Origin of the sequence: Methylobacterium sp. WCS2018Hpa-22 (assembly GCF_031843785.1) — a bacterium.
In the GTDB taxonomy this organism is placed as follows: domain Bacteria; phylum Pseudomonadota; class Alphaproteobacteria; order Rhizobiales; family Beijerinckiaceae; genus Methylobacterium.
Map to the genome: position 1 here is coordinate 351,138 of NZ_JAVTJA010000003.1, position 15,419 is coordinate 366,556.

Below are 15,419 nucleotides of genomic sequence, written 5' to 3' on the forward strand. Positions count from 1 at the left end.
TCCCCGGAGGTGGTTCTCGACGCTCCTACAGAACGTAGAAATCGTCCGCCGTCAGCTTGAGGTTCGCGTCGAGTGTGGCGAATTGCACGGCACTCGCACCGCCGTTGCCGTCGGCATCGTACGACACTGCGCCGGTCTTGGAATTGTAGAGGATCCGATGATCGGCATCGGTGGCCTTGGCGCCGATGATGAAGGCGTCGGAGGTGAGATGGCCCTTCGCGAGGGCGGCAAAGACAGGGTGATCGAGCCTGATCCTGTCGTCGGACATGGAAAAGTCGACGATCCGGTCGACGTTCGACACGGCATTCGGCGTGCTATCGAAGACAAAGGTGTCGTGGCCCGAACCGCCCGTCAGAATGTCTTTGCCGAGACCGCCGAAGAGAATGTCGGCTCCATCGCCACCCGACAGGCGGTCGTTTCCCGCAAGGCCTCGAAGCGTGTCGTTGCCGTCGAGCCCGAGGAGCGTATTCTTGAACAGGGAGCCCGTGATGAAATCTATCAATTCCGATCCGGTGACGTTTTCGATAGAAATCAGGTCGTCCTTTTTTCCCATCAAGTCGTAGCCGGACAATTGCTCCAAGTTTACCCTGACGCCGGTGCCCCATCCGGTTTCGAGGGAGTAATCCACCGTATCGATCCCTCGTCCGCCGTCGAGATGATCGGCGCCCGCGAGGCCGGAGAAGATGTTGTTTTCATTGGAGCCGATGATCGTATCGTCGCTTCTCGTTCCCACGACATCTTGAATGCCGATCAACCTGTCATCCTCAAGCGGGGAGAGGGAGCGTCCAAAGCCGCTCCCATCTGGATTGCCCGCCAGTTCGACGATCACACCCGTCGAGGCCGTGATGTCGTACCGGACCGTGTTGTGGGTTCCGCCGCCGCCGTTGATGATGTCCGCGCCGGCACCGCCGCTGAACGCTTCGTAGGACGCCGTCTTCGATCCCTTGAAGGAATCGGCCTTGCCCGTACCGATGATCAACTCGACGTTCTTGATCGAATCCACGAATCCGTAGGTATCGGTCGCCGTGCCCTTCTCGAGATCGACCTTGATGGCCCTGCCACCGGACTCGCGACTGTAGTCTACGACATCGTAATCCCCGATCCCTCCGTCGATCGCATCCTTGCCGGAGCCACCCACGAAGGTATCCGAACCGAAACTGCCGAGAAAGGTATCGGCCTTTTGGCCGCCGAAGAACTTATCGTCTAGGGACGCACCGTAGACGGTCAGTGCAATGGGGGCGAACAGCTTGAGGAGCGGCCCCTTATCATCGAAACTCGAATCGGTCAGTGCAATACGAAAGGCATTCGCGTTGAGCGAAAGTCCCGACATCGTCCATTGCGTTGATCCATCGACGTGGATCAGGCTGATCGACTTGATCGTCCCGGCTTTGATGTCTCCGCTTTTTGTGTATTGGAACCCGGATCCTACCAGTTCCATTCCATAGGAGGTGCCATCGTCGCGCGAGAGCGTATATTTGGTGGCCGATGTCTTTCTGAGAAATCCTGCGGACCATGCGCCATGGATTGCTTCAATATCGAAGTAGTTATCTTCAACTTGAACGGTGGCCATGGATGTTCCCCAGTCGATCAGGGGAGCAATCATGGGTTTTCAGGTGGAAGTCGAGATTCTCTTCCGCAACACTCTTAAAATCGACGGTCTGTTGCGATTTTGCCGCAAATCGACCGACAATGTGATTTGGTCGTGATGAGCAGCGCCCGAAGATGCGCGGGGAGGGAGGTCCGTAAGGCTCACGCCTCCTTGGCGTCCTCCACCAGCTGCGCCAGCCCGGCATCGACCTCGGCGCCGAGCATCGCCCGCTCGGCATCGCTGAGGTCGCGTGCCCATTTCGGCCCGGCGAAGCCGGCGGCGCATTTGGCGCGCTCTGCCGCGATATAGGCCTCGGTCTCCTCCGGCTGCCGACGCATCGCCTCGGCAAAGCCGAACCACGCTGCCCGCTCCACCACCGCGAGACGGGCGCGCAGGCGGATCATCACCGCCCGGTCCGGGCTGACGTCGTCGCTCATGAGGGGTCGCGCTCCCGGATGTCAGCGCCGCTGGTCGCAGCGGGTCTTCACGTAGCTGTCCTTGTCGGCGCCGTGGCCGGCATTGGCCGCGAGGACCGGCCCCTGCATCAGGCATTCCTGCAGGGTGTGAGCCTGCCCGGTGATCACGTCGAGGGCGGTCTCCCGCGTGCAATCCGGGGCCTGGACGGTGGAGGCGCAGACGAGGGCGACGACGAGGATGGTGTTCATCACAAGCGAACTAGATGCCCCGGGCGAGCCGGCAAGGGAGTCCGGCAGGAAAATGCAACGCATCCGCCCCACTGCTCATTCGAGGGGTTCCCCTCGGAAAAGGCTATCATACTAGGACAAAAGACCTGAGTTAATTGTCCTAGGATGATGGGCCTATTCTTCTCGTGGAGCGTCCCTGTGGATGTGGGAAGGGCAGGGGAGGTCGCCTGAGCCCATTCGTGCTAGGGTCGCCATCGTCGCGGACGGGTTGCGGGACAGCGGAGCGGGAATGACGGTCGGGATCGAGATGGGGCTGAGCATGGGCCCGGGCGAAGAGCCCGCCCGGCTCGATCTCGAGGAGCTGCTGGCCACCCGTCTCTTGGTCCAGGGCAATTCCGGCTCGGGCAAGTCGCATCTGCTGCGGCGACTGCTCGAACAGAGCGCCGGCTCGGTCCAGCAGGTCATCATCGATCCCGAAGGCGATTTCGTCACCCTGGCAGAGGCTTACGGCCACGTGGTGGTGGATGGTGCCCATGGGGAGGGCGATCTCCAGGCCATCGCGGCGCGGGTGCGCGCCCACCGGGTCTCCGTGGTGCTCACCCTGGAGAGCCTCGACATGGAGGCACAGATGCGCGCGGCCGCCGCCTTCCTCGGCGGTTTGTTCGAGGCCGAGCGCAGCCATTGGCACCCCGTTCTCGTCGTCGTCGACGAGGCGCAGATCTTCGCACCGGCCGCGGCCGGCGACGTCTCCGACGAGGCGCGCAAGGCCTCCCTCGGCGCCATGACCAACCTGATGTGCCGCGGCCGCAAGCGCGGGCTCGCGGGCATCATCGCGACGCAGCGCCTCGCCAAGCTCGCGAAAAACGTGGCGGCAGAAGCCACCAACTTCCTGATGGGCCGCACCTTCCTCGATATCGACATGGCCCGCGCCGCCGACCTGCTGGGCCTCGACCGCCGCGGCGCCGAGCGGTTCCGCGACCTCTCGCGCGGCGAATTCGTGGCCCTCGGGCCCGCGTTGAGCCGTCGGCCGTTGGCCCTGCGCATCGGTCCGGTCTCCACCTCGGCGCGCTCGGGCTCCCCGAAGCTCGTGCCGCTCCCCGCCCCCGCCGATGCGGATCTACGCGCCCTGATCCTCACCCGCTCGGCCGAGGACGGCCCTGCCTCCTGGGCCCCGGCTCCGCGCACCCCTCCGACACCGCGCGCCAGCCCGGCCGATCTGCTGCGTGAGCTCAGTGCCTACCGGCCCGAACCCGCCGAGGCGCCCGAGCCCTTGAGCGAGGAAGATCTGCGTGCCGGGCTCGACGAGATCCTGCGGGGCATCGCCACCGACCCGGATGCCGGGCGTCAGCCGGTGGCGGTGATCTATCAGGACTTCCTCGTCCGCTGCCGCATGCGTGGGCTCGACGGTGAGTCCCTCACTCTCGCCGCCTTCCGCCGCCGCCTCGGCGTCGCCCGTGCGGGAATCGACGGGCAAGGCGCCCCGGCCGACAGCGACGGGCGCTGGGAGGAGGCGCAAAGCGCCGCCGCCGCCCTGCCCGACGAAGTCCAGGGCCTGTTCCTGCTGCTCGCTCGCGCCGCTCTGGCGGGAGAGCCCTGCCCCGGCGACGAGGCCCTGGCCCGCGCCATCGGAAGCCGTTCGCCGGGCCGGGCACGGCGTCTGCTCGCCTATGTCGAGACCCGTGGCACCATCGTCTGCCGCATGGATTTTCGCGGCAACCGCGTCATCGCTTTGCCGTCGCTCGGCTGTGAGACCGGCCCCGGCGACCCGAAGGCGAGCCTGCCGGGCAGCGTCGCGCCCGAGATGCCGGGGCTGTTCGCGGCCGAATGAGCCGCGCTCCCGGCACCGAACCAGGCTTGGTCCGCTCGATTTCTGCCGGATAGGGGCCGATCGTCCTCTGCCTGTCGGCAGCATGCTGCACAGTGCGGCGGCAATTTCTGTTGCTTGGTTGGGCAGTCCTGCTCAAGGATTGGGACCTCGAATCGATGATGCCGGTGGGTCGGCATCGGAATCGACGATGAGGACGACACCCATGACGGCACGTTTGTCCACCGGTCTTCTCGCCCTTGCCTCGCTCCTGGCAGCCTCCGCTGCCTCGGCCCAGAGCTATACCGCGCCGGCCGGCCTCCCGGCGGTCGTGGCGCCCGGCGGCCTCGTAGGCCAGGCCGCCTTGGATGCTCGCGGCAGATACGCCGCCTCCGCGCCCCGCCGCGGGGATGAGCGCGACATCACCACCGGCTCCGCCCGTCGCGGCGGGTACAGATCCCGCTGAGGCCCGAGTGAGGCTCGGATCCGCGGGCGTCCTGAGACGGGGTCCGCTCAGGCCCGCACGCCGGCCGGATCGGCCGGTGCGCGTCCGAGCCTCGTCAGCCCGAGCAGATGATAGATGAGGATCGCCCCGAACGTGGCGGTGCCGATGCCGCCGAAGGCGAAGGAGCCGAATTTCAGGGTCAGGTCGCCGGCGCCGAGGACCACCGCGATCCCGACGGTGAGGAGATTGCGGGCATTGGCGAAATCGACCCTGTTCTCCACCCAGATCCGCCCGGCGGTGGCCGCGATCAGCCCGAACACCACCACCGACAATCCGCCGATCACCGGCACCGGCAGGGTCAGGATCAGCGCTCCGAATTTCGGGCACAGGCCGAACAGGATCGCGGTGAAGCCGGCCACCACGAAGACCAGGGTCGAGTAGATCCGGGTCATGGCCATGACGCCCATATTCTCCGCATAGGTCGTCACCCCGGTGCCGCCGAGCCCGCCCGACAGCATGGTGGCGAGGCCGTCGCCGAGGAAGGCGCGGGCGATGTAGGGGTCGAGGTTGCGGCTCGTCATCGCGCCGATGGCTTTGATATGGCCGAGATTCTCGGCGATCAGCACCACGAAGACCGGGGCGATGAGGGCGATCGCCTTGGTGTCGAACACCGGCGCGACGAAGCCCGGCACGCCGATCCAGGGGGCGGCCATGACGGCGGAGAAATCGATGGGCTTGGCGAGACCGAACCCGTTGGCGAGGAGGAGATAGAGCAGGTAGGCGAGGGCCGCCCCGATCAGGATCGGCAGGCGCCGGGCGAGGCCGGGCGCGTAGATGGTGATGACGCTGACGATGACCACCGTCAGGAGGCCGAACCAGGTGTCGAAGGCGGAGGCCGAGATGATCCGCGTCGCGATCGGCGCGAGGTTGAGGCCGATGGCGGCCACCACCGCTCCGGTCACCACCGGTGGCATCACCCGCTCCACCCAGGCATAGCCGACGAGGCCGATGACGGCGCCGACGAGGCCGTAGAGCAGACCCGCCGCGATGATGCCGCCGAGCGCCACGGCGATGTTGGGGTTAGGCCCCGCCCCGGCATAGCCCGTGGCCGCGATCACCACCCCGACGAAGGCCGCCGACGAGCCGAGATAGCTCGGCACCCGGCCGCCGGTGGCGAGAAAGAAGATGAGTGTGCCGATGCCGGAGAAGAAGATCGCCAGGTTGGGGTCGAATCCCATCAGGATCGGCATCAGGGCGGTGGCGCCGAACATCGCCACCACGTGTTGGAAGCCGAGGAGCACGGTCTGGCCCGCCGGCAGGCGCTCGTCGGGCATGACGTCCGCGGCCTCGGCCGTCGCATCTCTGGCGCGCCAGACGGGGAAATAGGGTTCGACTGCCATGGGGGCGTCTCCGGGCGGTGGATCGCGTGAGGCGAGGAGCGTGACGGGATGCTCGGGGCGAGGCCGGACGGTCAGACGGCGGCGGGGTGCGGCGGAGCGACCGCCACGGGCAAGGTGTGGTAGCGCCGGCCGGCATAGACGAGACCCTGTTGGCCGGCGGGCTCCGAGAGATCCACCACCTCGCAGAACAGCACGTCGTGGCTGCCGACGGCGTGGCGCGCCACGATGCGGCAATCGAAGGCAGTCAACGCCCCCTCCAGCACCGGTGCCCCGGTGGAGAGCACTCCCCAGGCCCCCGCCGCGAAGCGCTCGTCCATGGGGGTGCGGCCGCCGAAGGCGCCGGCGATGGCGGCCTGCTCGCCCGACAGCGTGTTCACGCACAGGGCCGCATTGGCGCTCACTGCGGCATAGGCGGAGGAGGTTCGGTTGATGCAGACGAGGAGCGTCGGCGGCGCGTCGCTGACGCTGCAGACGGAAGAGGCCGTGAAACCGGCCCGTCCGCCCGGCCCGTCGGTGGTGACGAGATGGACCGAACTGGCCAGATGGGCCATCGCCTTGCGAAAAGCTCCGGCCTCGACCGTGGGCAACGTCGTCTCGGTCATGGCGGAGCTTTCATCCTGAGCAGGTTCAGCAAAAGTGGTCACCGGTTTCGCGCCTGAACACCGGCAGCCCCTCGAGGATCCAAGCGAGATGGCGCGCTGGCTCGCCAAGACGAACCGGTCGAGCCATGACGAACTTCCTCAGGGCCGGTCGAGGAAGGTGACGAGGGTGCGGTTGAACGCCTCCGCCTGCGTCACGCTATGCGCGTGGCCGCCGCTCTTGGCCAGATCCAGCGTGGCGTTGGGCAACGCCGCCGCGAGTTCCTCCGAGCGCAGATAGGGCACGAGCACGTCGTCGGCCGCTGCCATCACGAGGGTTTCGTGCGGGATACCGGACAGATGCGCGGTGAGATCGAAGGCTTCCAGCGCCGCGATCCGCCGCAGCGTGTTCTCAGGTCCGGGAAAATGCGCCAGGGCATGGGCCTCGTCCGCCGCGACGCGCTCCGCGTTGAGCGAAAGCCAGGGCGCCGGATAGAGGAAGATCGCCTGCGCGGCCACGTAGGCTTCGGGGCCGGCATGGGCCAGCAGGGCCTTGCGGGCGGCAAAGCACCGCTTCGTCGCGGAATCGGTCCTGGCCCAGCCGTTGATGACCACGAGCCGCCCCACCCGGGTGGGATGGGCACGCGCCAGTTCGAGGCCGATGAGCCCGCCGAGCGCATGCCCGACGATGTCAGCCGTGGCGATGCCGAGATCGTCCATCACCCGAAGGGCGTCGGCGGCCATGGCGGCGATGCTGTGGCCCTGTTCCAGCGCATCGGGCGAGCGCCCGGTGCCGCGATGATCGTAGCCGATTACCCGAAACCGCTCGGCCAGGGCCGGAATCTGCGGCGCGAAATAGCCGCACGATCCGCCGAGACCCGGCGAGAGCAAGACCGTCCGTTCTCCGCCCCCGTGGATCTCGTGATGGATTGTCGCGCTCACGGTTTGCCAACATGCGCGACGGAGGCGATCTCCACCAGGGCGTCCGGTTTCACCAGGCCGCACTGGATGCAGTAGCGCGCCGGCTTCTCGCCGGGGAAGTAGCTGGCATAGACCGCGTTGATCGCGGCGTAATCCGCCCAGTCCTTCAGGAAGATGTGGTTGAAGGTGACGTCGTCCATGGTGCCGCCGGCGGCGGTCACGACGCCCTTGATCGTCTCCAGCACGTGTCTCGTCTGCGCGCCGGCATCGCCCACATGGACGACGTTGGCATCCGCATCCAGCGGCAGGGTGCCCGAAACGTAGAGCACCCCGTCGGCGAGGGTGCCCGGAACGTAGGGGGCCAGCGGCTTCCCGGTGCCGGGCGGAATGATGACTGTCTTGGGCATTGTCTCGGAAGTCTCCGCTACGGGAAAAACGGTGTTCAACGGCAGCCCGATCGCGGTCGTGCCGCCGATTTCTCCCTCCCCTGATGGGGAGCGAGGGGAGCCCTAAACTGCGGCCTCGCCCAGGGCCGCCTCGAAGCTCGCGACATCCGAGACCCAGCCGAAGAAGGTCTCGATATTGGTGAGCGCACCGGCCTGCAGGCTGTCCGGCCCCGCCTGATGCGTCGCGTCGGCGAGGACGATGCCAAAGTATTCGAGGAAGAACCCGTCACGCAGGGTCGATTCCACGCAGACATTGGTGGCGATGCCGGTGAAGACCAGGGTGCGGATGCCGGCCGAGCGCAGCAGGCTGTCGAGTTGGGTATTGTAGAAGCCGCTGTAGCGCGGCTTGCCCAGCACGATGTCGCCGGGCTCGGGGCTCAGCGCATCCACCAGGGCGTAGTCCCAGGTTCCCTTGGCGAGCAGCCGCTCGTTCATGTCGGGGCGGCTGCGCATGGTCTTGAGGGCGTTCGACTTGTGCCAGTTCGGCGAGCCCGGCCCTCCGGCCTCGACATAGTCCGGGTCCCAGCCGTTCTGGAACCAGACGATCCTGATCCCGGCCTTGCGGGCGGCAGCGACGGCCGTCGCGATCCGTCCGATCACCGGCCCGGTCGCCGAGACGTCGAACCCGGCGAGATCGAGATAGCCGCCCTTCGTGGCATAGGCGTTCTGCATGTCGACGACGATGAGGGCCGTGGCCTCGGCGTCGAAGGCGATGGGCTCCGGCCGGGCGGGGAGGGTGATGCCGCCATGGCGCCCGGCCGGATCGTGATAGCCGGCGACCATCACGCCACCTTCGCCATCGGTACGGCATCGGTGGTGACATGCGCCCGCGAGCGCATCAGCGGCTGGATGCGGGTGCCGTAGGCATCGAGCCCTTCGAGGAAATCGTCGAAGACCAGGAGCACGCCCTCGGTGCCGGGCACGGTGGCGACCTCGTCGAGCATGCGCGCCACCTCCGCGTAGGAGCCGACGAGGGTGCCCATGTTGATGTTCACCGCCGAGGTCGGGTCGGCCATCTGGCGCACGTTGGTGTCGGCGCCGGATTTGGTGTCGGCCGCGCCCTGGACCCCGAGCCAGGCGATGGCCTCCTGATCCGCTCCCGCCTTGTAATGCTCCCAGGTGGCGCGGGCCTCCTCGTCGGTCTCGGCGGCGATGATCATGAACAGGACGTAGGACGAGACGTCCCGGCCCGTCTCGGCCTTGGCGAGTTCCAGTCGCTCCACCGTGGGGGCGAAGGCTTTGGGCGTGTTCACGCCCTTGCCGAAGCAGAAATTGTAGTCCGCATATTTCGCCGTGAACGCCATGCCGGCGGCCGATTGGCCGGCGCAGATGATCTTCATCTCCGCTTGCGGCCGGGGCGAGAGCCGGCAATCGTCCATCTGGAAGAACTCGCCCTTGAGGTCGCAGGACCCCGTCTCCCACAAATCGCGCAGCACCTGGGCGTATTCGGAGAGGTATTCGTAGCGCCGCGAAAAGTACTCGTCGCCGGGCCACAGACCCATCTGCGAGTATTCAGGCCGCTGCCATCCGGTGACGAGGTTGAGGCCGAAGCGGCCGCCGGAGATGGAATCGATAGTGGACGCCATCCGGGCTGTGATGGCGGGGGGCATGCACAGGGTGGCGGCGGTAGCGAAGAGCTTGATCCGGCTCGTCACGGCGGCGAGGCCCGCCATCAGTGTGAAGGATTCGAGGTTGTGGTCCCAGAACTCGGTCTTGCCGCCGAAGCCCCGCAGCTTGATCATCGACAGGGCGAAATCGAGCCCGTAGCCTTCGGCCTTGAGGACGACCTGCTTGTTCAGTTCGAAGCTCGGCTTGTATTGCGGCGCGTTCTCCGACAGGAGCCAGCCGTTGTTGCCGATGGGAATAAAGACGCCGACATTCATGACAACCTCGCTGAGCTGGCAGAGATTGGACGATGGGATCCAATGCCGGTCAAGGTTGCGAACGGAGTGTACCGTGTTCGCCCCGTCCGATGGTGAACGGTAGCTGTTTGGACCATATGATCAAACTCTAAATCCAACAGATATAGGTGTTTGCCCAAACTCTCTCCGATTTGCCCGGTGGGGAGGCGGCGTCTGCTGAATTGCGGGGCGGATACGCGAATCTTCTCTTCCCATCCTCGCGACGTGACACGTTCTCGTGAGTCTTCCCTCTCGGACATTGCCTTCGGGAAGCATGCGGTCAGTAATCTGGAGGTATTCAAAACAACCACGGAGAGGAAACCCCATGCGGTACCCGATGCTCGGTGCTCTCGTCGCGATGCTGCTTCCGATGGCGGCCCACGCCGAGGGCGATGCCGCCGCCGGCGAGAAGGCGTTCGCGCCCTGCAAGGCCTGCCATGCCTTCGGCAAGAACGGCGTCGGCCCGGATCTGACGGGGGTTGTCGGACGCAAGGCGGCCTCCCTCGACGGGTATTCCTACTCGGCCCCGCTCAAGGCGTCCGGCCTCACCTGGGACGAGGCGAGCCTGCACGAATGGCTGAAGAACCCGAAGGCCAAGGTGCCGGGGACGAAGATGGTGTTCGCCGGCTATCCCGACGACAAGAAGATCGATGACGTGATCGCGTATCTCGCCTCGAAGAAATAGGTTTTTCGGGGATCTCGCCGATGGGGCTCGCTTCCCGAGCGGGTCCCGGGACGCGAAACCTGCCGAGTGCCTATCGCAGGCCCAGCCCGGTGAGGATCAGGGCCTGCGTGCTCATCACGGTGCTCTCGAAGAAGTCGGATTCGTCGAGGCTCCGGCCGGTGACCGCATCCACCTGGACCGCGAAATCGGCGTAGTGCTGGGTGATCGCCCAGATCGAAAAGATGAGGTGGTGCGGGTCGTGGGCACCGATGCGGCCCTGGTCGATCCAGCCGCGCAGGATCGCCGCTTTGCTTTCCACCAGCCCGCGCAGGGGGCCTTCGAGCTCGGCCCGCAGGAGCGGTGCGCCCTGGACGATCTCCAGGCAGAACAGCCGCGAGGCCTGCGGCGCATCCCGCGACAGGGTCAGCTTGGCGCGGATATAGGCCCGGATCGCGTCGGCGGGCTCGCTGTCCGCGTCGAAGGATTGCAGGGGATCGAGCCAGACGTCGAGGACGCGGCGCAGCACCGCCACGTAGAGCTCTTCCTTGGAGGGGAAGTAGTAGAGGAGGTTGGCCTTCGACAGGCCGGCCCGCTCGGCGAGCCGGTCGACGCTCGCCCCGTGCAGGCCGAGCCCCGAGAACACCTCTAGTCCGGCATCGAGGATCGCCTCGCGCCGCGCCGCGCCGTCCTTGCGGCGACGGCGTTCGGGGGGCTTCTCGACGGTCGTTGGCACGGATATGCGGTCCTGTCGGGTTTCGAAGAAGCGGCTGGGAACTTCACGGCCTCACGCGTTCCCCTCGTCCCGTCGGGGCCACCGCTTCGAAGATGGAGTAGGAACGCCCGTTCCGTCCAGCGGGCGGGGGATCAGCCCGGCGGATGAGTGTTCATCCAATGCTCGGCGATATCGATCCGCCGCGCGACCCAGACGTCCTCATGGGCGGCGATATGGTCGAGGAAGCGGGCCAGCGCCGCGATCCGTCCCGGCCGCCCGACGAGGCGGCAATGCAGGCCCACCGACATCATTTTCGGCGCGGTCTCGCCCTCCGCGTAGAGCGCGTCGAACGTGTCGCGCAGGTAGGTGAAGAAGTGGTCGCCGGTGTTGAACCCCTGGAGGGCGACGCATTTCATGTCGTTGGCGTCCAGCGTGTAGGGCACCACGAGGCCGCGTCCGCTCCGCCCCTCGATCCAGTAGGGCAGGTCGTCGGCGTAGGAATCGGCGAGCCAGGTGAAGCCGGCCTCGACCCCGAGATCGAGGGTGTGGACCGAGGAGCGGCCCGTGTACCAGCCCAGCGGCCGCTCGCCGGTGATCTCCGTGTGAATGCGGATCGCCTCGTCCATATGCGCCTTCTCCTCCTCGCGGGTGAAGTCGCGGTAGTCGATCCATTTCAGGCCGTGGCAGGCGATCTCCCAATCGGCCTCCTTCATGGCCGCGGCGATATCGGGATGGCGGGCGAGCGCCGTGGCGACGCTGAACACGGTGACGGGAACGTTCCGCGCCTGCAACAGCCGCCAGATCCGCCAGAAGCCGGCACGTGAGCCGTATTCGAACATCGATTCCATATTCATGTGCCGCTGGCCCGGCCAGGGTTGGGCGCCGACGATCTCCGACAGGAACGCCTCCGAAGCAGCATCGCCATGCAGGATGCAGTTCTCGCCACCCTCCTCGTAGTTGAGCACGATCTGCACCGCGATCCGCGCGCCGTTCGGCCAGCGCGGATGGGGCGGGTTGCGGCCGTAGCCGACGAGGTCGCGGGGATAGGTCACGGGGCCTGCCGATAAGGTTCGGGAATGATCTGGAGCGCGAAGAGCCGCCCGCCGCATTCGAACCCGGAGCCCACCCCTTGCGCAAGCCCCGGGCAATCCGGCCTGGAGACATGGGGACAGCGGTGCTGAATCGGAGGACGGTGCAGCTTGGGTGATAGAGCTTTTCCAACAGGAGGTCGCTACGTCCGGCCATGGGGGAAGCGAGTCCACGCGTCTCATCGAGAGCGTCTTCCGGATATGACGGTGTCGCCGCTTGCACCTCGACACTCTCGATGTATCGATGCGCTCCGGCCTGCGCATGGTCCTTGCCTGCCGACCGTCGCACCCCGCGACCAACACCCGAGGTTTCCCGTGCTCCTGACCCCGCGCGAAAAGGACAAGCTCCTGGTCGCCATGGCCGCCCAGGTCGCCCGTAACCGGCTCGCCCGCGGCGTCAAGCTGAACTATCCCGAAGCGATCGCGCTCATCACCGATGCGGTGGTGGAGGGCGCGCGGGATGGCCGCTCGGTCTCCGAACTGATGCAGGCGGGCGCCCATGTGCTGACCGCCGACCAGGTGATGGAGGGCATCGCGGAGATGATCCACGACATCCAGGTGGAGGCGACCTTTCCCGACGGGACCAAGCTCGTCACCGTCCACCACCCGATCCGCGGCGCGCCCTCGTCGGACGTGCCGGGCATTGTGACGACGCTTCCGGGCGAGATCGTCTTCAACGACGGCGCACCGCGCACCCTGCTCACCGTGGCCAATGTGGGGGACCGTCCGATCCAGGTGGGCTCGCATTACCATTTCTACGAGGTGAATCCGGGCCTGACCTTCGAGCGCGAGAAGGCGAGGGGGCAGCGCCTCGACATCGCGCCGGGCACGGCGGTGCGGTTCGAGCCGGGCGCCACACGGGAGGTCTCGCTGGTGCCGCTGCTCGGTGCCCGGACGGTCTACGGATTCCGCGGTGACGTGATGGGGTCCCTATGACCGACGAGACATCCCGCCTGCGCGATGGCATCCTCCTCGTCACCCGTGCCGCCGAGTTCGCCGCGCGGCGTCACGTGGGACAGACCCGGAAGGGCGCGGCGCGCGAGCCTTACGTGAACCACCTCGCCGAGGTGGCCTCGCTCCTGGCCGCGACGGCCGAAGCGCCCGATGCCGATCTGGTGGCGGCGGGCTGGCTCCACGACACGGTGGAGGATACCGGGACGAGCCGCGAGGAGATCGAGCAATTGTTCGGTCGGCGCGTCGCCGAACTCGTGGCCGAGGTCACGGACGACAAATCTCTGCCCAAGGCCGAGCGCAAGCGGCTCCAGGTCGAGCAGGCGCCGCACAAGTCGCGCGGCGCCCGCACCCTCAAGATCGCGGACAAGATCAGCAACCTGCATTCGCTCGTGGCGAGCCCCCCGGACGATTGGGGCGCGGAGCGCGTGGCGAACTACATCGATTGGGCGAAAGAGGTCGTCGCCGGCTGTCGCGGCGTCAACGCGGCGCTGGACGCTCTGTTCGACCGCGCCGTCGCAGAGGCACGAGAGGCCGCCTGATGTCCAACACACCCCGCCCCGCCTCCCTCGCCCGCTCGGCCTATGCCGACATGTTCGGCCCCACCACGGGTGATAAAATCCGTCTCGCCGACACCTCCCTCGTCATCGAGGTGGAGCGCGACCACACCACCTATGGCGAGGAGGTGAAGTTCGGCGGCGGCAAGGTCATCCGCGACGGGATGGGGCAGTCGCAGGTGACGAATGCCGATGGCGCGGTGGACACCGTCATCACCAATGCCGTGGTCCTCGACCATTGGGGCGTGGTGAAATGCGATGTCGGCATCGTGAAGGGGCGGATCTTCAAGCTCGGCAAGGCCGGCAACCCGGACATCCAGCCCGGCGTCGACATCATCGTCGGCCCCGGCACCGAAGTGATCGCCGGCGAAGGCAAGATCCTCACGGCCGGCGGGTTCGACAGCCACATCCACTACATCTGCCCGCAGCAGATCGAGGAGGCCCTGTGCTCGGGCGTCACCACCATGCTCGGCGGCGGCACCGGCCCGGCGCACGGCACCTTCGCCACCACCTGCACCCCCGGCCCCTGGCATCTCGCCCGGATGATCGAGGCGGCGGATAGCTTCCCCATGAACCTCGCCTTCGCCGGCAAGGGAAACGCCTCGCGGCCCGAGAGCCTCGTCGAGATGGTCCGCGCCGGCGCCTGCGCCCTGAAACTCCACGAGGATTGGGGCACCACGCCCCAGGCCATCGACACCTGCCTCACGGTGGCCGACCTGCATGACGTGCAGGTGATGATCCATTCCGACACGCTCAACGAATCCGGCTTCGTCGAGGACACGATCCGCGCCTTCGCGGGGCGGACCATCCATGCCTTCCACACGGAAGGGGCGGGGGGCGGCCACGCGCCGGACATCATGAAGGTGGCGGGGCTGATGAACGTGCTCCCGTCCTCCACCAACCCGACGCGCCCGTATACGAAAAACACCATCGACGAGCATCTCGACATGCTCATGGTCTGCCACCACCTCGACCCGGCGATTCCCGAGGATCTCGCCTTCGCCGAGAGCCGCATCCGCAAGGAGACCATCGCGGCCGAGGACATCCTGCACGATATCGGTGCGCTCTCGATGATGTCGTCGGACAGCCAGGCCATGGGCCGGGTCGGCGAGGTCGTCATCCGGACTTGGCAGACGGCGGACAAGATGAAGCGCCAGCGCGGGAGCCTGCCGGGCGACGCCTCCGGCAACGACAACCTGCGCGCCCGCCGCTACATCGCGAAATACACGATCAATCCGGCCATCGCGCATGGCGTCTCGGCCCATGTCGGCTCGGTGGAGGCGGGCAAGCTCGCCGATCTCGTGCTGTGGACCCCGGCCTTCTTCGGGGTGAAGCCCGACCTCGTCATCAAGGGCGGCATGATCGCCACCGCGCCGATGGGCGACCCCAATGCGTCGATCCCCACGCCCCAGCCGGTGCATTACCGCCCGATGTTCGGGGCCATCGGCCGCTCGCCCTTCTCCACCGCGCTCACCTTCGTCTCGAAGGCCGCCATCGAGGACGGGCTCGGCGAGAGGCTCGGGGTGCAGAAGCGGCTCGTCGCCGTGGAGAACGTCCGCGGCGGCATCTCGAAGAAGAGCATGATCCTCAACGACGCCACGCCGAACATCGAGATCGACGCGGAGACCTACGACGTGCGCGCCGATGGCGAGCTCCTGGTCTGCGAGCCGGCCGAGGTGCTGCCGATGGCCCAGCGGTATTTCCTGTTTTGAGCTCTTCC

At 66.8% G+C, this 15,419-nt stretch carries 16 protein-coding genes and 1 pseudogene; 6 read left to right on the forward strand and 11 right to left on the reverse strand.

Annotated elements, in window-relative coordinates; all coding sequences use genetic code 11:
- Window positions 1-25: 25 nt before the first annotated feature.
- From RQI43_RS06135 to RQI43_RS06145, 3 genes are all read right to left on the reverse strand, one after another.
- Window positions 26-1,603, reverse strand: a complete 1,578-nt coding sequence (locus RQI43_RS06135; protein WP_311274580.1) for a calcium-binding protein — start codon at window positions 1,601-1,603, stop codon at window positions 26-28.
- 146 nt (window positions 1,604-1,749) lie between these two features.
- On the reverse strand, window positions 1,750-2,025 hold the full coding sequence (locus RQI43_RS06140) for a hypothetical protein (RefSeq protein WP_056425677.1): 276 nt from the start codon (window positions 2,023-2,025) through the stop codon (window positions 1,750-1,752).
- A gap of 21 nt (window positions 2,026-2,046) precedes the next feature.
- Window positions 2,047-2,253: a hypothetical protein gene (locus RQI43_RS06145; protein WP_056425674.1), complete on the reverse strand. Its 207-nt coding sequence runs from the start codon at window positions 2,251-2,253 to the stop codon at window positions 2,047-2,049.
- 268 nt (window positions 2,254-2,521) lie between these two features.
- Here RQI43_RS06145 and RQI43_RS06150 point away from each other — a divergent pair, with 268 nt between their 5' ends.
- A complete protein-coding gene (locus RQI43_RS06150) occupies window positions 2,522-4,060 on the forward strand; it encodes an ATP-binding protein (RefSeq protein ID WP_311274581.1) in 1,539 nt (512 codons plus the stop codon).
- A gap of 202 nt (window positions 4,061-4,262) precedes the next feature.
- Window positions 4,263-4,502 (forward strand): hypothetical protein, encoded by a 240-nt coding sequence (locus RQI43_RS06155; protein ID WP_311274582.1) that lies wholly within the window; start codon window positions 4,263-4,265, stop codon window positions 4,500-4,502.
- Between the two features lie 47 nt (window positions 4,503-4,549).
- Here the strand turns inward: RQI43_RS06155 and RQI43_RS06160 are convergent, their stop codons facing one another.
- The 6 genes from RQI43_RS06160 to rutA all read right to left on the reverse strand — a co-directional run bounded on the left by RQI43_RS06160 (window position 4,550) and on the right by rutA (window position 9,709).
- Window positions 4,550-5,881, reverse strand: a complete 1,332-nt coding sequence (locus RQI43_RS06160; protein ID WP_311274583.1) for a solute carrier family 23 protein — start codon at window positions 5,879-5,881, stop codon at window positions 4,550-4,552.
- 71 nt (window positions 5,882-5,952) lie between these two features.
- Complete coding sequence (locus RQI43_RS06165) at window positions 5,953-6,483, reverse strand: flavin reductase (RefSeq protein WP_311274584.1); 531 nt, start codon at window positions 6,481-6,483, stop codon at window positions 5,953-5,955.
- 138 nt (window positions 6,484-6,621) lie between these two features.
- Window positions 6,622-7,401, reverse strand: a complete 780-nt coding sequence (gene rutD, locus RQI43_RS06170) for a pyrimidine utilization protein D (protein ID WP_311274585.1) — start codon at window positions 7,399-7,401, stop codon at window positions 6,622-6,624.
- Window positions 7,398-7,787 carry a pyrimidine utilization protein C gene (gene rutC / locus RQI43_RS06175; protein WP_056425656.1) on the reverse strand — a complete coding sequence of 130 codons (390 nt, stop codon included), beginning with the start codon at window positions 7,785-7,787 and terminating at the stop codon, window positions 7,398-7,400. The genes rutD and rutC overlap by 4 nt, the downstream gene beginning before the upstream one ends.
- 102 nt (window positions 7,788-7,889) lie before the next feature.
- Window positions 7,890-8,609 (reverse strand): pyrimidine utilization protein B, encoded by a 720-nt coding sequence (gene rutB / locus RQI43_RS06180; RefSeq protein ID WP_311274611.1) that lies wholly within the window; start codon window positions 8,607-8,609, stop codon window positions 7,890-7,892.
- Window positions 8,609-9,709 carry a pyrimidine utilization protein A gene (rutA, locus tag RQI43_RS06185; protein ID WP_311274586.1) on the reverse strand — a complete coding sequence of 367 codons (1,101 nt, stop codon included), beginning with the start codon at window positions 9,707-9,709 and terminating at the stop codon, window positions 8,609-8,611. The genes rutB and rutA overlap by 1 nt, the downstream gene beginning before the upstream one ends.
- Window positions 9,710-10,052: 343 nt before the next feature.
- Here rutA and RQI43_RS06190 point away from each other — a divergent pair, with 343 nt between their 5' ends.
- Window positions 10,053-10,412, forward strand: a complete 360-nt coding sequence (locus RQI43_RS06190) for a cytochrome c family protein (RefSeq protein ID WP_311274587.1) — start codon at window positions 10,053-10,055, stop codon at window positions 10,410-10,412.
- Window positions 10,413-10,482: 70 nt separating this feature from the next.
- On the opposite strand, the gene rutR is transcribed toward RQI43_RS06190, so the two are convergent.
- Both rutR and puuE read right to left on the reverse strand, forming a co-directional pair.
- Window positions 10,483-11,124 (reverse strand): HTH-type transcriptional regulator RutR, encoded by a 642-nt coding sequence (rutR, locus tag RQI43_RS06195; RefSeq protein WP_311274588.1) that lies wholly within the window; start codon window positions 11,122-11,124, stop codon window positions 10,483-10,485.
- 140 nt (window positions 11,125-11,264) lie between these two features.
- Window positions 11,265-12,212: pseudogene (puuE, locus tag RQI43_RS06200) on the reverse strand (allantoinase PuuE); the annotation flags it as partial.
- Between the two features lie 294 nt (window positions 12,213-12,506).
- Between puuE and RQI43_RS06205 the strand changes: the two are divergent.
- Genes RQI43_RS06205 through ureC form a run of 3 tightly spaced genes read left to right on the forward strand, consistent with a single transcriptional unit; the run spans window position 12,507 to window position 15,411 of the window.
- Window positions 12,507-13,127 (forward strand): urease subunit gamma, encoded by a 621-nt coding sequence (locus RQI43_RS06205; protein ID WP_056425642.1) that lies wholly within the window; start codon window positions 12,507-12,509, stop codon window positions 13,125-13,127.
- Window positions 13,124-13,684 carry an HD domain-containing protein gene (locus RQI43_RS06210; protein ID WP_311274589.1) on the forward strand — a complete coding sequence of 187 codons (561 nt, stop codon included), beginning with the start codon at window positions 13,124-13,126 and terminating at the stop codon, window positions 13,682-13,684. The genes RQI43_RS06205 and RQI43_RS06210 overlap by 4 nt, the downstream gene beginning before the upstream one ends.
- On the forward strand, window positions 13,684-15,411 hold the full coding sequence (ureC, locus tag RQI43_RS06215) for an urease subunit alpha (protein ID WP_311274590.1): 1,728 nt from the start codon (window positions 13,684-13,686) through the stop codon (window positions 15,409-15,411). The genes RQI43_RS06210 and ureC overlap by 1 nt, the downstream gene beginning before the upstream one ends.
- Window positions 15,412-15,419 lie beyond the last annotated feature (8 nt).

Bases quoted from the DNA above. Each gene is read 5' to 3' on its own strand.
- RQI43_RS06190 (WP_311274587.1), top strand. From the start codon at position 10,053: ATGCGGTACCCGATGCTCGGTGCTCTCGTCGCGATGCTGCTTCCGATG.
- RQI43_RS06145 (WP_056425674.1), bottom strand. From the start codon at position 2,253: ATGAACACCATCCTCGTCGTCGCCCTCGTCTGCGCCTCCACCGTCCAG.
- RQI43_RS06155 (WP_311274582.1), top strand. From the start codon at position 4,263: ATGACGGCACGTTTGTCCACCGGTCTTCTCGCCCTTGCCTCGCTCCTG.
- rutB (WP_311274611.1), bottom strand. From the start codon at position 8,609: ATGGTCGCCGGCTATCACGATCCGGCCGGGCGCCATGGCGGCATCACC.
- RQI43_RS06135 (WP_311274580.1), bottom strand. From the start codon at position 1,603: ATGATTGCTCCCCTGATCGACTGGGGAACATCCATGGCCACCGTTCAA.
- RQI43_RS06150 (WP_311274581.1), top strand. From the start codon at position 2,522: ATGACGGTCGGGATCGAGATGGGGCTGAGCATGGGCCCGGGCGAAGAG.
- rutA (WP_311274586.1), bottom strand. From the start codon at position 9,709: ATGAATGTCGGCGTCTTTATTCCCATCGGCAACAACGGCTGGCTCCTG.
- rutC (WP_056425656.1), bottom strand. From the start codon at position 7,787: ATGCCCAAGACAGTCATCATTCCGCCCGGCACCGGGAAGCCGCTGGCC.
- RQI43_RS06160 (WP_311274583.1), bottom strand. From the start codon at position 5,881: ATGGCAGTCGAACCCTATTTCCCCGTCTGGCGCGCCAGAGATGCGACG.
- RQI43_RS06165 (WP_311274584.1), bottom strand. From the start codon at position 6,483: ATGACCGAGACGACGTTGCCCACGGTCGAGGCCGGAGCTTTTCGCAAG.
- ureC (WP_311274590.1), top strand. From the start codon at position 13,684: ATGTCCAACACACCCCGCCCCGCCTCCCTCGCCCGCTCGGCCTATGCC.
- RQI43_RS06140 (WP_056425677.1), bottom strand. From the start codon at position 2,025: ATGAGCGACGACGTCAGCCCGGACCGGGCGGTGATGATCCGCCTGCGC.
- RQI43_RS06210 (WP_311274589.1), top strand. From the start codon at position 13,124: ATGACCGACGAGACATCCCGCCTGCGCGATGGCATCCTCCTCGTCACC.